The 13881-nt window shown below is 74.2% G+C and carries 12 protein-coding genes; 1 reads left to right on the plus strand and 11 read right to left on the minus strand.

From position 1 onward, the window contains the following. Positions 1-21 precede the first annotated feature (21 nt). The gene (locus ACRWND_RS23450) at positions 22-1302 is read left to right on the plus strand and encodes a streptophobe family protein (RefSeq protein ID WP_431952562.1); all 1281 of its coding nucleotides are present in this window, start codon (positions 22-24) and stop codon (positions 1300-1302) included. Positions 1303-1335: 33 nt separating this feature from the next. Here ACRWND_RS23450 and ACRWND_RS23455 read toward each other — a convergent pair whose 3' ends face one another. From ACRWND_RS23455 to egtA, 11 genes are all read right to left on the minus strand, one after another. After that, positions 1336-1917: a hypothetical protein gene (locus ACRWND_RS23455; protein ID WP_431952564.1), complete on the minus strand. Its 582-nt coding sequence runs from the start codon at positions 1915-1917 to the stop codon at positions 1336-1338. Positions 1918-1923: 6 nt separating this feature from the next. After that, positions 1924-4263: an FHA domain-containing protein gene (locus ACRWND_RS23460; RefSeq protein WP_431952566.1), complete on the minus strand. Its 2340-nt coding sequence runs from the start codon at positions 4261-4263 to the stop codon at positions 1924-1926. Positions 4264-4367: 104 nt separating this feature from the next. Continuing rightward, positions 4368-5861 (minus strand): SDR family NAD(P)-dependent oxidoreductase, encoded by a 1494-nt coding sequence (locus ACRWND_RS23465; protein ID WP_431952567.1) that lies wholly within the window; start codon positions 5859-5861, stop codon positions 4368-4370. Between the two features lie 186 nt (positions 5862-6047). Beyond that, entirely contained in the window at positions 6048-6290 is a 243-nt protein-coding gene (locus ACRWND_RS23470; RefSeq protein WP_431952569.1) for a hypothetical protein, read from the minus strand. Between the two features lie 335 nt (positions 6291-6625). Beyond that, positions 6626-7507, minus strand: a complete 882-nt coding sequence (locus tag ACRWND_RS23475; protein ID WP_431952571.1) for a lysophospholipid acyltransferase family protein — start codon at positions 7505-7507, stop codon at positions 6626-6628. Between the two features lies 1 nt (position 7508). Next, complete coding sequence (locus tag ACRWND_RS23480; RefSeq protein ID WP_431952573.1) at positions 7509-8291, minus strand: GNAT family N-acetyltransferase; 783 nt, start codon at positions 8289-8291, stop codon at positions 7509-7511. A gap of 157 nt (positions 8292-8448) precedes the next feature. Continuing rightward, on the minus strand, positions 8449-9000 hold the full coding sequence (locus tag ACRWND_RS23485; RefSeq protein ID WP_431952574.1) for a MarR family winged helix-turn-helix transcriptional regulator: 552 nt from the start codon (positions 8998-9000) through the stop codon (positions 8449-8451). Positions 9001-9156: 156 nt separating this feature from the next. Then, positions 9157-10134 (minus strand): L-histidine N(alpha)-methyltransferase, encoded by a 978-nt coding sequence (egtD, locus tag ACRWND_RS23490; RefSeq protein ID WP_431952576.1) that lies wholly within the window; start codon positions 10132-10134, stop codon positions 9157-9159. Then, positions 10131-10886, minus strand: a complete 756-nt coding sequence (egtC, locus tag ACRWND_RS23495; protein ID WP_431952578.1) for an ergothioneine biosynthesis protein EgtC — start codon at positions 10884-10886, stop codon at positions 10131-10133. The genes egtD and egtC overlap by 4 nt, the downstream gene beginning before the upstream one ends. A 28-nt stretch (positions 10887-10914) precedes the next feature. Then, complete coding sequence (gene egtB, locus ACRWND_RS23500) at positions 10915-12246, minus strand: ergothioneine biosynthesis protein EgtB (RefSeq protein WP_431952580.1); 1332 nt, start codon at positions 12244-12246, stop codon at positions 10915-10917. Then, positions 12243-13511 carry an ergothioneine biosynthesis glutamate--cysteine ligase EgtA gene (egtA, locus tag ACRWND_RS23505; protein WP_431952582.1) on the minus strand — a complete coding sequence of 423 codons (1269 nt, stop codon included), beginning with the start codon at positions 13509-13511 and terminating at the stop codon, positions 12243-12245. Before egtA ends, egtB begins: the two co-directional genes overlap by 4 nt. Between the last annotated feature and the right edge of the window lie 370 nt (positions 13512-13881).

Consider the following 13881-nt stretch of genomic DNA (forward strand, 5'->3'; position numbering starts at 1 on the left):
CGGGCTGCTTAGCCTGGCACCGTGACCCGGCATCCGCCCAACGCCCCGCACCTCGCCCCGGGGCCCACCCACGGCTGGCTGCACGCGCTTGCGGCGGTCGTGGCCGGGTACGCGGTCATGCTGGTCGTGGCCGCCCTGGGGCTGTGGCTCGCGGGGGCCTCCGAACTGCCGCCGGGGGCCTTCCTGCCCGTCATCGCGGCCACGGTGGTCATGGCCCTCGGGGGCCGCGTCGGCCTGGAGGGCGGCGCGGGCGCCGTGGCCCGGTCGGACGCCACGGTGACCGTCTTCCCGCTGTCCGTCGCCCTCGCCGGGGCCCTGGTCACCGCCTACGTCGTCGTACGGCCGCTGCGCCGCCACGCGGTCGTCCCCGGACGCCGGATGCTCTGGCTCTTCGTCCGGACGGGCGTGCTGTGGGCCGCGGCCACCCTGCTGGTCGCCCTCGGCGCACGCCACACCTTCACCGTCTCCACGGGTGAGGATTTCCTGGCCGACCTCGGCGACCTGCTCGGCATCACGCCCGCCGTCGGCTTCCGCGCCGACGTACCGGTCGCGGTCGTCGCCGGGCTGCTGTGGCTGGCCGTCGTCCTCGTCCTGGCGTTCGCCGTGTCACGCGCGGCGCCGCTGCCCTCCCGGCTCGTGCCCGCGCACACCGTCGTGCGGCCTGCCGCCCGGGCCATGGTGGGTGTCCTGCTCGCCTATGTGGTTGTCGGCGCCGTGATCGCGGTGGTCACCGCCTCCACGCGCGCGGAGCCCGCCGACAGCTTCGCCGTCGTCTTCCTCGGCCTGCCGAACGTCGTCTGGCTCGCTTTCGGGATCGGCATGGGCGCCTCCTGGCACGGCACCGTCCAGGGAGCGCTCGGCGTGCCGATACCGGAAGCGCTGGCCGCCGTGCTGCGCAGTGGGGACAACGACGCCACGCTCGACCTCAGGTCGCTGTCCGAGCAGGACGGCCGTGCCTGGTGGCTGGTGGTCGCCGCCGCCGTCGCCATGCTGGGGGCCGGCTGGGCCACGGCCCGGCGCGCACCGCCCGGCACGGGCCACCTGCGCAACGCCCTGCATCTGGGGGTGGCCTCCGCGGTGGCCATGCTGCTGATCGGGGTGCTCACGCGGATCGACGCGCACTACGGCCTTTCGCTGTTCGGCATCGGCGATCCCGCCGACACCGGTGGTCTGGGGGGTTCGGTCGTGCTGCTGCCGAATCTGCTTCCGGCGGTGGGTATCGCCGCGGTGTGGGGGGTGGCGGCGGGTCTGCTGGGCAGTGTGGCGGCCCGTTCTCCGGCCCGCGCGCGTGCCGCTCGTTGAGGCGCTTCGCGGGGGCCGACCCCGCCCACGGCGTCAGAGGTCTCGTGACCACGTCGGGCGAGTCTCGGCCCGGGAGGCGTCGCTGTCCATGGGCGGCTCCGCCGGCGGCACGGAGTCGCCGGGGCACATGGCGGGGGGTGCGGCGGAGGCGTACGTGGCCATGCGGGGGCCGTCGCAATAGCACCAGCGGTCGTGCTCGGCGTCGAAGAGCCACACCTCGCCACCGTCGACGACGGCGCCGATGCGGATGCCGCTCGTGCCGCGGTGGAAGCTCTCCAGGTCGATCCTGCCGGCCGCCAGGTCCCGCACCATGGCGCGGTACGCGTCGAGTGCCTCGACCAACCGGTTGAGCAGGGGCCGGGCGTCAGCCGTGCGGGCCGGGGAACCGCCGGCCGCCGGGGGGCCCTGCGGGACCGTGATCAGCAGCCGACCGTCCACCCACGCCGACCAGCCGTTGGAGCACACGATCCGCGCCCAGTCGCCCTGGCGCTCGGTCACCCGCACCGGGAGCAGCGGGTCCAGCCCCGCCGAGGGGGCGGGGTCGTCCGGTGCCCGCCAGGTGGTCAGCCCCTCGGCCGGGGCGACATGGGTCGGAATGAACTCCGGCTCGTACATCGCGACCTACCTCCGCATGACGGCGGGCTCCTGGCGTCGCAGCAGCCTGGTGACGACGACCCCGAAGACCGCCGAGAGCACCACGAGCATGCCCATGTCCAAGAGCCACATCGAGGGGACGGGCCGGAACAGCGGGTCCGACGTCACGTTGCCCGGTGTGACGGCACGCAGGTCGAGCGTCGCGGCCATCGCGCCCAGCGCCCAGCGCGACGGCACCAGCCAGGCCAGCTGCTCCAGGCCCGGGACCCCGTGCAGCGGCAGCAGCGCGCCGCAGAAGACGACCTGCACGATGGCGAGCAGCACCAGCAGCGGCATCGTCACCTCCTCCTTGCGCACCAGGGCCGAGACCAGCAGCCCGAGCATCATCGAGGTGAAGGCCAGCAGTGCCGCCGCCAGTGTGATCTCCAGCAGCGGCGGCATCAGAACCCCGCCGCCTCGGGGTCTCAGACGCACACCGACGAGGGCGACCATGGTCAGTGCCACCGCCTGCGCGACGGTGACCAGCCCCAGGACGACGACCTTCGACGCCAGATACGCCGAGCGGGACAGGCCCACGGCCCGCTCCCGTCGGTAGATCACGCGTTCCTTGACCAGCTCGCGGACCGCGTTGGCGGCCCCGGTGAGGACCGAGCCGACGCAAAGGATCAGCAGCACGTTCAGCGCGTTGTTCCGGCCCAGGGCGTCGCCAGCCAGGGCGCGCGCCATCCCGCCCATCACGAAGGGCAGCGCCACCATGATCGCCAGGAACGTGCGGTCGGCGGCCAGCGACGCCGCGTAGCGGCGCACCAGCGTCCACAACTGGCGGAAGCAGCCCTGGGGTTTGGGCGGCTCCAGGGCCTCTGGTTGCCGGGGAGCCTCGGGGACGGCGGGCCCCAGCACCGTCGCGACGTACTCGTCGTAGAGCGGGGAGGCCTCGTACTGGCCTGCCCAGTCGCGGCTCTGCTCGTGCTCGAACGCCTCGAACGCCTCCGGCCACTGACGGAAGCCGAAGAAGGGGAGGGTCCTGGACGGCGGCCCGTAGTAGGCCATGCGCCCGCCGGGCGCCATCACCAGCAGGCGGTCGCAGACCTCCAGGCTGAGCACGCTGTGCGTCACCACGATGACCGTGCGGCCGTCGTCGGCCAGACCGCGCAGCATCGTCATCACCGAACGGTCCATGCCGGGATCCAGGCCCGAGGTCGGCTCGTCCAGGAAGAGCAGCGAGGGCTTGGTCAGCAGTTCCAGGGCGACGCTCACCCTCTTGCGCTGGCCGCCGGAGAGCGTGTGGACCGGCTGTCGCACGCGGGCCTGCAGACCCAGTTCGGCGATGACCTCGTCCACCCTGGTCTGCCGCTCCTCCTTGGCGGTGTCGCCGGGGAAGCGGAGCTCGGCGGCGTACGACAGGGCGCGGCCGACGGGCAGTTGCTGGTGCAGGATGTCGTCCTGCGGGACGAGGCCGATGCGCTGGCGCAGCTCCGCGTACTCCCGGTACAGGTCCCGGCCGTCGTAGAGCACCGTGCCGTGGTCGGCGGGGCGCAGTCCGGTCAGCGCGTTCAGCAGGGTCGACTTGCCGGAGCCGCTCGGCCCGACCACCGCCAGCAGGCACTTCTCCCCGACGCGGAAGCTGATGTCGTCCAGCAGCACCTTGCTGCCGTCGTCCACCCGCACCGACAGGTCGCGGACGTTGAGTGCGACCTCACCGGTGTCGATGAACTCCTGCAGTTCGTCGCCGACCAGCCGGAACACCGCGTGGCCGACATCGATGATGTCGCCCTGGTGCACGACCGCCCGGTCGATGCGGCGGCCGTCCAGATAGGTGCCGTTGTGGCTGTCCAGGTCGACGATCTCGTAGCCGCCGTCCGGCAGTGCCCGCAGTTCGGCGTGGTGGCGCGAGACCAGCAGGTCCGGGACGACCAGGTCGTTGTCGGAGGCCCGGCCGATGTGGAACGTGCGGTGCGGCAGCGGACGCACCGCCGCCGGACGGCGGAAGGTGCCGGTCGCCGCGGGGGTGGCCATGGGCGGCGCCCGGTAGACGCCAGTGGGCGCCTCGGCGCTGCTCAGCCGCACGCACGGCCCCTGCCGGGCGTGCCCGAAGCGGATGACGCTGCCGGGGCCCACGCCCCACTGCCGGACCTGCCGGCCCCCCACGAAGGTGCCGTTGGTGCTGCCGGCGTCGTACAGCATCCAGCTGTCGCCCACGGGGCGGATCTGGGCGTGGTGCCACGACACGCGGGGATCGTCGAGGACGATGTCGGCGTCCGGGTCCCGGCCGACGCGGTACTCCCGCCCCGGGACCAGGATGCGGGCGTCCCCGTCGGTCTCGAGCACGAGCTTAGGCGCCGTGGGCGCCGCACCACGCTCGGCCACGCTTCGATCGTAGTCGCGGACCGGCGGCCCTGCTTGTCCCGCCCGCCCCGCGACGGGCCGCCGCACGGCCCCTGCGGGGCGGCGCCGGAGCCGCCGGACGGGGCTTACCAGTCGGTCGGGGCGTAGTCCTTGAGGAACACCCCGAAGAGGTCCTCGCCCTGCTCGCCGCGGACGATCGGGTCGTACACCCGAGCCGCGCCGTCGATGAGGTCCAGCGGGGCGTGGAAGCCCTCCGCGGCCATGCGGACCTTGTCCGGGTGCGGGCGCTCGTCGGTGATCCACCCGGTGTCGACGCTGGTCATCAGGATGCCGTCGCTCTCCAGCATCTCGCGCGCGCTGGTCCGGGTCAGCATGTTCAGCGCTGCCTTGGCCATGTTGGTGTGCGGATGGCCCGCCCCCTTGTAGCCGCGGCTGAACTTGCCCTCCATGGCGGAGACGTTGACCACGTACTTGCGGCGGGCAGCGGCCGCGGCCATCGCCGGGCGCAGCCGGCTGACGAGGATGAACGGGGCGGTCTCGTTGCACAGCTGCACTTCGAGCATCTCGACCGGGTCGACCTCGCCCACGGCCCGGCTCCAGCTGTTCGCCGCGTCCAGGTCGGGTACCAGCCCGCCGGCGTCGATCGCCGTGCCGGCCTCGATTCGCGCGAGCGAGGCCGAACCGCTCACCAGCGCCAGGTCCGTGACCTCACGCGCCCGGGCCGAGAGCTCCGTGCGCGGGGCGGGCAGCGCCGGCTGGGCGCCGCTGCCGAAGGCGCCGAAGACCTCCGAGGCGGGCAGGGCCCCCGCCGGGAGCGGGGCGGACTCGGCGGCCACCAGCTCCGCGTACGCGGCGGGGGAGCGGCGCACGGTCTGCGCCGCGTTGTTGATCAGGATGTCCAGGGGGCCCTCGGCGGCCACCGAGTCGGCGAGCGCGACCACCTGGGCCGGGTCGCGCAGGTCGATGCCGACGATCTTGAGGCGGCCGATCCACTCGTCGCTGTCCGGCATCGCCTTGAAGCGGCGGATGGCGTCCGCGGGGAAGCGCGTGGTGATCGTGGTGTGCGCGCCGTCGCGCAGCAGCCTCAGCGCGATGTACATGCCGATCTTGGCCCGGCCGCCGGTGAGCAGGGCGCGCCGCCCGGTCAGGTCGGTCCGCGCGTCGCGCCGGGCCCGGTTGAAGGCCGCGCAGTCCCGGCACAGCTGGTGGTAGAAGGCATCGACCTCGACGTAGCGCTGCTTGCACACGTAGCACGAGCGGGGCCGCTGCAGGATGCCCGCGATCTCGCCGGTCGCCGAGGAGGAGGGCAGCAGCCCCTGCGTCTCGTCGTCGATGCGCTCCGCGGAGCCGGTGGCCGTGGCCTCGGTGACGGCCTTGTCGTGGGAGGTCTTTGCGGACCGCCGCTCCTGGCGGCGGCGCTGCTTCACCGTTCGGTAGATGCCGGCAGTCGCCTTGCGCACGGTGATCGCGTCGGGGTGGTCCAGCGGCAGGTCGTCGAGTTGCTTCAGCACGCTCAGGCACAGTTCCAGGCGCGCGGGGTCGATACCGGGGACACCGTCCCCGCCTTCGGCCGTGGCCGTGGCCGTGACCGTGCTCTGCTCGTTCTCCGTCGCCGTCATGCCGCCGTCGTTCCCTGGATCGTGTGTTCCCGCTGCTCCTGTCCTGCGGAACTCTACGGAGGCGGCGCCGCCCGGCCAAAACGGCGGCGTCCGCCCCGCGCGGTGTACGGCGGCCCGTGGGCGACGGGCGGGGGCGGGCCCGGACGGGCGAGGGGCGGGCCTGGGGGGCCTGGACGGGCCCGTGGGTCACTCCAGAGGAGCGGTGGCCTCGCTCTCGTACTCGTAGTCCCACGGCTCGTCGGCCATGTGCTCGAGGCGCTTGTAGTACGCGGCGCTGTCGGGCCACGCCTGGTGCGCCCCGGCGTCCTGGACGCTGATGGCCAGCGGGTCGTACAGGATGCCCTCAGGGGGCTGCCCCCCGGCTCGCAGGGCGATGCCGAGGGTGAGACCGTCCCCGGGGCCGCCGTGGAGTCGGATCCTGGTGGTCATGGAGGTCACCTCCTGTAGCCATGATCTCTCGCCGGGAGAGGTTTGGTGAAGGAGCGGTTCACGACCGGCCCCAGCGGAGACCGCGCGTGCGAGATCCGTCACATTGCGGCGTCCGCCCACCCCTCGCACCGCGCTCTGCTGGGCGCGCCGTAGGGGAGGCCGCTGAGGGATGGCCGGCCCTGGTCGCGGAGACGCCGGCCAGGACCGTGCGCCCGGTCCCCGAGGGCCGGTCATCGCCCGGGGCCGGTCACGGGCCCCGCACCTCCCGGACCGCGCCCGCTCGACACCATGGCGGCGCCTGGGGCGCCTGGCGGGGGGCGCGGCCCTGACGGCCGTCAGCCTCCCGGCCCGGGTCCCTGCGGACGGGCCTCGACCGGGTCCATTGGGCCTACCGCGTCCACCGGGTCATGCTCCGGGCCGACGCGGCCGTGGCGGGCGGCGTCCGCCAGCGCACGCCGGTCCGGCAGCGCGTCCGCCGTGATGCGGGGGAAGGCCGTCACCTCCGCGGTGAGCCCGCGGGCCGCGACCACCCGGCGCACCGAGGCCGCCAGGGTGTCCTCGCCCAGGAACGCCGCCATGGTGCCGGGCCGCCCGTCCGCGCCCAGGTAGCGGACGAGCAGCGGTTGCACGTCCACGCCGGCGTCGAGCACGGCCTGGAACAGCGCCGGGCGGTACCGGCCCTCCTCACGGCCGCACCAGGTGCTGCCCTCCGGGAAGGCCACCACCGTCGCACCCGAGCGCAGCGCCTCCGCGACCTCCGCCACCGTGTCCGGCAGTGCGCGGATCCGCTCGCGGTCGATGAAGATCGTCCGGCCGCGCAGGCACATCCGCCCGATCACCGGCCAATCGCGGACCTCCCGCTTGGCGACGTTGCGGCCCGGGAAGACGGCGGCGATGACCACGACGTCCAGCCAGGACACGTGGTTGGAGACCACCAGCAGGCCGCGGCCCGACTCCGGCGGCTCCGGCTCGGGCAGCCGAACCCGGACTCCGAAGGCCGCCGCCACGGAGCGGGCCCACCGCCGGATCAGCCACGCGCGCCCTGCCGGGCCGCACAGCGCGCCGAGCGGCACCGACAGCGCGGCGCCCATGAGCAGCACCGCCGCCGCGCCGGCGTACCGCAGCAGCCGCCGGGCCCGGCCCACCACCGGGCCGTCGCCGGTCAGGCACGCCTGCGGCGTGCAGGGCGCGACCGGCGACCACCACGCCGCGGCCATCTCAGTCCGACCCGCGTGAGCCGAGGGCCCCGAAGTGACGCAGATAGCGCGGGTCGGTGCGCTCCAGTGAGAGCAGGACGAACAGGTCGGCGACGCCGAAATCCGGATCGTGGGCGGGCGCACCGCACACCCAGGCGCCCAGCCGCAGGTAGCCGCGGAGAAGCGCGGGCAGCGCGGTGCGTGCCGGGCGGGGGAGGCCCGCGGGGTCCCAGGGACGGTGCGGGGTGACCCGGTGCTGCTCCGGCGCCAGGTTCCCCGCGGAGACCCGGTCCCACACGCCCGCGGCCAGCATGCCTCCGTCGGCGAGCGGCACCGAGCAGCAGCCGGCGAGCCAGTTGTGGCCGGTGGCCGCCATGTAGCGGGTGAGTCCGCCCCACATGAGCGCCACGACGGCCCCGTCCCGGTGGTCGGCGTGCACGCACGAGCGGCCCACCTCGACGAGGTCGTGCCGGATGGGAGCGAGCCGGGTCAGGTCGAACTCGGCCTCGGAGTAGGTGCGGCCGGCGCGGCGGGCGTTCAGGGGGGTGAGGATCCGGTAGGTGCCGACGACCTCGCCGGTGCGGTCCTCCTTCACCAGCAGGTGGTCGCAGTAGGCGTCGAGGGCGTCGGCGTCCAGGCCCGGTTCCGGCGTGTCCAGCACCGCGCCCATCTCCCCGGCGAACACCTGGTGCCGCAGGCGCTGCGCGGCCCGCACCTCGGCCTCGTCCTGGGCGAGACATACCGAGTAGCGGGGCCGGTCGGAAGGGGTGTCGACGACGGGGGCGAGGTCGTACGAAGCGGTCATGGCGGCATTCCCGGGGCAGGGGGACGGTGACAGACCTATGTGTCCCGTCGCGGCCTTGCTCTGACGTGTCCGCGGCGAAGCGCGCAGATGTGCGCTCGCTGAAGTGCCCGTGCCGCCCCGGGTCCTCGGGCCGTCCGCTCACCCGGAGAGCCCGTTCTCACCCGGGAAGCGCGCCCAGACGCCCCTCGAGCACCAGCAGGAGCTCGCTGAGGAGGTCCGCCAGTTCCTCGCGGCTGCTGTCCGGGAGCCCGGACAACAGCCCCGTCTCGTAGGAGAGCTGCTGCGGCAGGAGGCGGTCGACGAGTTCCCGCCCCTCCTCGGTCAGCCGCAGGTGGCACACACGCCGGTCGCGGCCGTCGGGGCGGCGGGCCACCAGGCCGCGCTCCTCCAGCAGCTTGATCCGCTTGGTGACGGCGGCTCCCGAGGCGAAGGTCTCCCGGGCCAGCCGGCCCGGCGTCAGCTCGCCGCCGACGCGTCGCAGGGCGGTGAGGATGTCGTACTCCGGGCGCGTGAGGCCCTCGTGGCCCAGAGGCGTCTCCGTGACCTGCTGCAGCAGGGCGGCACAGCGGTTCAGCCTGCCGATCACCGCCACCGGCCCGAAGTCCAGGTCGGGGCAGGCGTCCTGCCATTGGCGCAGCACCGCCGCGACGGCGTCCTCCACGCGAGTCGTCCTTCCTGCGAACGCCGGCGGCTCCGGCGGCGTTCGCATGATCGTACGCGTCGCCATGGTGAGGAGGGCTGCCCGCCGTCGCCACGCCGCCGTGCCGGCAGCCTCCGCCGGCGGGCGCCTCCGGCGGCCGCTCCCGCTCCGGGACCGGCCACCGGTGATGCGTGCGCCCAGGCGGAAGCGCCCAGGGGGGAGGGTTCAGGGGGAGGGGCTCAGGCGCGGGAAGGCCAGCGACAGCGCGAACCGGCCTTCGGCGTCGGTCCACCAGTGCCGCAGCGCGAGCCCCGCGGCAGCCAGTTCGGCCCGCACGCCCTTCTCACGGAATTTGGCGGAGACCTCGGTGCGCATCTCCTCGCCGCGGCCGAAGTCCACGGTCAGGTCGAGTGCGGGGACCTTCACGCTCATCTCGGCGCGCGCCCGCAGGCGCATCTCGATCCACTCCTCCTCGCGGTCCCACACGGCGACGTGGTCGAAGTCGTCCGGGCGGAAGTCCGCGCCGAGTTCGCGGTCGATGACCGACAGCACGTTCCTGTTGAAGGCGGCCGTGACGCCCTGCGCGTCGTCGTACGCCGCCACCAGCGTCCTCTCGTCCTTGACCAGGTCGGTGCCGAGCAGCAGCGCGTCGCCCTGGGCGAGCAGCGCGCGGACCGTGCTCAGGAAGTGGGCCCGCTCCCGCGGCAGCAGGTTGCCGACGGTGCCGCCGAGGAAGGCGACCAGCCGCGGTCCGGGCGTCTCGGGCAGGGCGAGCCCGTGCTGGAAGTCGGCGACGAGGGCGTGCACGGCCAGGTCCCGGTGGTCGGCGAGCAGGGCCTCGCCCGCGCCGGTGAGCGCGGACTCGCTGACGTCGATCGGCACGTAGGTCAGCGGCCCGCCCAGCGCGCCGATCAGCAGCCGGGTCTTCTCCGAGGAGCCGGAACCCAGCTCGACGAGGGTGCGGGCGCCGGTCGCCGCGGCGATCTCCGGCGCCCTCGCGAGCAGGATCTCCCGCTCGGCGCGGGTCGGGTAGTACTCGGGCAGTCGGGTGATCTCCTCGAACAGCTCGCTGCCGCGGGCGTCGTAGAACCACTTGGGCGGCAGCTGTTTGGGGCTGCGGGTCAGCCCGTACGCGACGTCGGCGCGCAGCGCGGCGGCGGTGGCGTCGGCGGGCAGGGTGCGGGTGAGGGTGAACGGGCTCACGGGTGCGGCTCCTTGAGCGGGATCAGCAGGACCTCGGTGGGATCGCCGTACAGCAGGTGGCGGTCGGGGACCTCGGTCCAGCGCGGACTGTCGTCGTACGGCTCGGAGGCCACGGCGAGGGAGCGGCCGGGCGTGTCCAGGTACCAGAGCGTGTCGCCCCAGGCGGTGCCGGCGATCATCCGGCCGTCGGTGAGCAGGAAGTTGAGGCGCGAGTCGGGGGTCAGTGCGGCGAGCCGTCCGACGGTGTCGGCGAGCGCCTCGTCCGCCGGTGCTCCGGCACGCAGCCGGTGCAGGGTCAGCGCCCAGGCGAGCGCCGAGTCGCAGCGCGCCTCCAGGGTGAGCAGTTCCTCCGGCGGCAGGGTGCGGGCGGCCTCGGCCACCGAGTGCGGCCAGCCGCGCAGCGCGCCGTTGTGGCTGAACAGCCAGCGTCCGGCGGTGTACGGGGCCGCCGCGGACTCGTCCGCGGCCGACCCCTCCGTGATGTCGCGGACCGCGCCGAGCAGCGCCCCGGAGCGCGTCACCCGGCACACGTCCGCGAACGACGGGTCGTCCCAGATCGGACCGGAGCGCCGGTAGCGCGCGGGCAGCGGGTCGCCCTCGGCGTACCAGCCGACCCCGAAGCCGTCGGCGTTGACCGTGCCGTACCTCTGCCGGCGCGGCGCCCACGACTGGCGGTACAGCGAGTGCGGCGGGTCGATGACGACCTCGCGGAGCGCGACGGTGGGACCGACGTACGCCAGATGCCGGCACATCAGCCGCTCCCCCGGCCGCCCGGGGCTTTCATCCCTGCTCCGGACGGGCGTCGCGGGCGGTGCGGAAGCCGGAGAAGATCTGCCGCCGGATCGGGTGGTCCCAGTTGCGGAACGTGCCCCGGCAGGCCACGGAGTCCACGGCGAAGGAACCGCCGCGCAGCACCTTGTAGTCGGGGCCGAAGAAGACCTCCGAGTACTCCTTGTACGGGAACGGGGCGAAGCCCGGGTACGGCAGGAAGTCGCTCGCCGTCCACTCCCACACTTCGCCGACCAGTTGCCGGACGCCCAGCGGCGAGGCGCCGGCCGGGTAGCTGCCCACCGGGGCCGGGCGCAGATGCCGCTGCCCGAGGTTGGCGTGCTCCGGTCCGGGGTCGGCGTCGCCCCACGGGTAGCGGCGGGAGCGTCCGGTCGCCGGGTCGTGCCGGGCCGCCTTCTCCCACTCCGTCTCGGTGGGCAGCCGGCGTCCGGCCCAGCGGGCGTACGCGTCGGCCTCGTACCAGCACACGTGCAGCACGGGCTCCTCGTGCGGTACCGGCTCGGTCACCCCGAATCGGCGGCGCAGCCACACACCGCCCTCGCGGTGCCAGAACAGCGGGGCGGCCAGGCCGTGCTCGCGCACGTGCGCCCAGCCGGCCGGGGTCCACCACCGCTCGTCCTCGTAGCCGCCGCCCTCGACGAAGGCGAGGTAGGCGCCGTTGCTCACCGGCACCGTGTCGATGAAGAACGGCGCCACCTCGCGCGTGTGCGCGGGACGTTCGTTGTCCAGGGCCCATGGCTCGGCTGAGGTGCCCATGACGAACGGGCCGCCGGGGACCAGGACCTCGGCCGGCAGGAGCGCCGCGTCCGCGGGTGCGGGCGGCGGCGGGGGCGCGGCCAGGGCCGCAGGGCCGCGACGCAGCTGATGGGTGATCAGCATCGTCTCGTCGTGCTGCTGTTCGTGCTGGGCGATCATGCCGAAGGCGAAGCCCGCGTCGGTCAGCGGCGAGCCGTGCAGGGGCGCCCGCTGCAGGATGTCGAGCACCCTGCCGCGTACTTCGGCCGCGTAGGCATGCGCCTCCGCGGGTGGCAGCAGCGGCAGCGTGGGACGCTCCGAGCGCGGGTGCTCGAAGGCGTCGTAGATCGGGTCGATGTCGGGGCGCAGGGCCTCACGGCCGCCGACGTTGCGCAGCAGCCACTGCTCCTCCTGGTTGCCTATGTGGGCCAGGTCCCAGACCAGGGGGGACATCAACGGGGAGTGCTGGGCGGTGAGTTCGTGATCGTCGACGCAGGTGGTGAGCGCCCGGGTGCGCTCGCGCGCGGTGGTCAGGGCGTCCAGCGCCCGCCGGCGCAGGTCCTCGGGGTCGAGCGCGGGTGCGGTCACGTGCGGCTCTCCTCACGTGCGAAGGCGTCGAGCAGGTCGTCGGCGGGACAGCGGCCGGGCCGGACGTAGCGTTCGGTGAAGGCGTCCACCGCCTGCCGCACGGCCTCGTCCGCCCCGAGCCGCGGCAGGGCCTCACGGGCGGCGGCGAAGCAGGTCAGGGCGGTGGCGTGCAGTTCGGGATCGGTAAGACCGTCGCGGGCGGCGCGCCGCCACAGTGCGTTGCGGGGCGCCGGCTCCGCGCCCGCGGCGTCGGCCAGCGGCTTGACCGCCCGGTAGGCGACCTCGGAGGCGGCGGCGTCGTCGAAGAGCGCCATGGTCACGGCCAGCGGCACGATCCAGCCGTCCCGCCCCGGTTGTGCGTCGATCATGCGCAGCTCCAGGTAGCCGCGGGGCCGCACCGGCGGGAAGAGCGTCGACAGGTGGTAGTCCAGGTCGGCGAGGGTCGGTCGGCGGTACGCCCCGTCGCGGTCGCGGAGCCACCCGCGGAAGGTGAGCCCGTGAGGAACGATCCAGGGTGCGTGCGGCTCGCTGCCGCGTATGCACAGCACCGGCGCGTCCAGGGCATAGGCCGTCCAGGCCGCACGCGGGTCGGCGTCGGTGGGCGGGGCGAGGGTGCGCCCTGGGTCCAGGGCCGCCCACACCGCCTGCCGGGTGGAGCGCCAGCCGGTCGGAAGGCCGGTGCTGAGCGGCGAGTTGGCGAACGCGGCCACCAGGACGGCGCCCAGCAGATGCGCCAGCAGCCAGCGTCTGCCGTGTCCGAAGGGGCCCGGCTCCTCGGTGCCCGCGTCCAGGCAGACCTGGACTGAGGCCGTGGAGCACATCATGGCCCGGCCCGCCGGTCCGGACCGGTCGAAATACGCCTCCATGGCCGCGTACCGGGGTTCGTCCAGCAGGCGGCGGGGCCGGCGCCAGGGGTCGTGGCCGTGGCCGGCCAGGGCCAGGCCCTCCCGGCGGAGCCGGTGCCGTACGGAGTGGAGGTCGGCGGCCGCGGCGTCGACGCACGCGGTCAGTGAGGGGGCGGGCAGCGAGCTGAGCTCCAGCTGTCCGCCGGGCTCGGACGTGATCCGGGCGCGGAGGCGGAGGTCGCGCAGTGACGCGACGGCGGCTGTCAGCCGCATGGGGGCGAGCGGACGGGTCGGGGCGTGCGGGTCGTCCAGGAACCATTCCAGTTCCACGCCTATGCGGCGGGGCGGTCCGGTCTTGAAACAGATGCCGCTGATATGGTCTTCCGCCGCTGTCTCGGTGAGCGGTTCGGATGTCTTCATCCGCTGACTGGTGCCGGGCATGGCCAGGACCTCCCGTCGAAGGCGGCTCTCCGTGTCCACCCGGCGGGGGGCCGGGCGTCTCCGTACCACCTAAGCCCGTCAGTGCGGGGCGCTCAAGAGTGCCCCGGGAAGGGCCGAGGGACTTCAGCTGCCACCCGTGTCGAGGGCGGCCCCTGTCGTCCGGTCCGAATCAAGAGTGGACCGCCGCCCGGCGGACCGCATCCGCAGAGCGCATTCACACAGGTCACGCCGGTGTGCGCAAAAGCCGTACCGATCGCACACAGATCTCGGCGGCGTCCGGCGGAGGACCACGGAACGTCGTCGGGGGGGGGGGGGGGGGGGGGGGAGCGAAGGGGGGGTGGTGGGGGGG

Source organism: Actinacidiphila sp. bgisy167, from assembly GCF_965342175.1.
Taxonomy (GTDB): Bacteria; Actinomycetota; Actinomycetes; order Streptomycetales; family Streptomycetaceae; genus Actinacidiphila.

Excerpts from the sequence above, each read along its gene's own strand:
- ACRWND_RS23485 (WP_431952574.1), bottom strand. The coding sequence starts at position 9,000 with ATGCGAACGCCGCCGGAGCCGCCGGCGTTCGCAGGAAGGACGACTCGC.
- egtA (WP_431952582.1), bottom strand. The coding sequence starts at position 13,511 with ATGAAGACATCCGAACCGCTCACCGAGACAGCGGCGGAAGACCATATC.
- ACRWND_RS23470 (WP_431952569.1), bottom strand. The coding sequence starts at position 6,290 with ATGACCACCAGGATCCGACTCCACGGCGGCCCCGGGGACGGTCTCACC.
- ACRWND_RS23465 (WP_431952567.1), bottom strand. The coding sequence starts at position 5,861 with ATGACGGCGACGGAGAACGAGCAGAGCACGGTCACGGCCACGGCCACG.
- egtC (WP_431952578.1), bottom strand. The coding sequence starts at position 10,886 with ATGTGCCGGCATCTGGCGTACGTCGGTCCCACCGTCGCGCTCCGCGAG.
- ACRWND_RS23480 (WP_431952573.1), bottom strand. The coding sequence starts at position 8,291 with ATGACCGCTTCGTACGACCTCGCCCCCGTCGTCGACACCCCTTCCGAC.
- ACRWND_RS23475 (WP_431952571.1), bottom strand. The coding sequence starts at position 7,507 with ATGGCCGCGGCGTGGTGGTCGCCGGTCGCGCCCTGCACGCCGCAGGCG.
- ACRWND_RS23455 (WP_431952564.1), bottom strand. The coding sequence starts at position 1,917 with ATGTACGAGCCGGAGTTCATTCCGACCCATGTCGCCCCGGCCGAGGGG.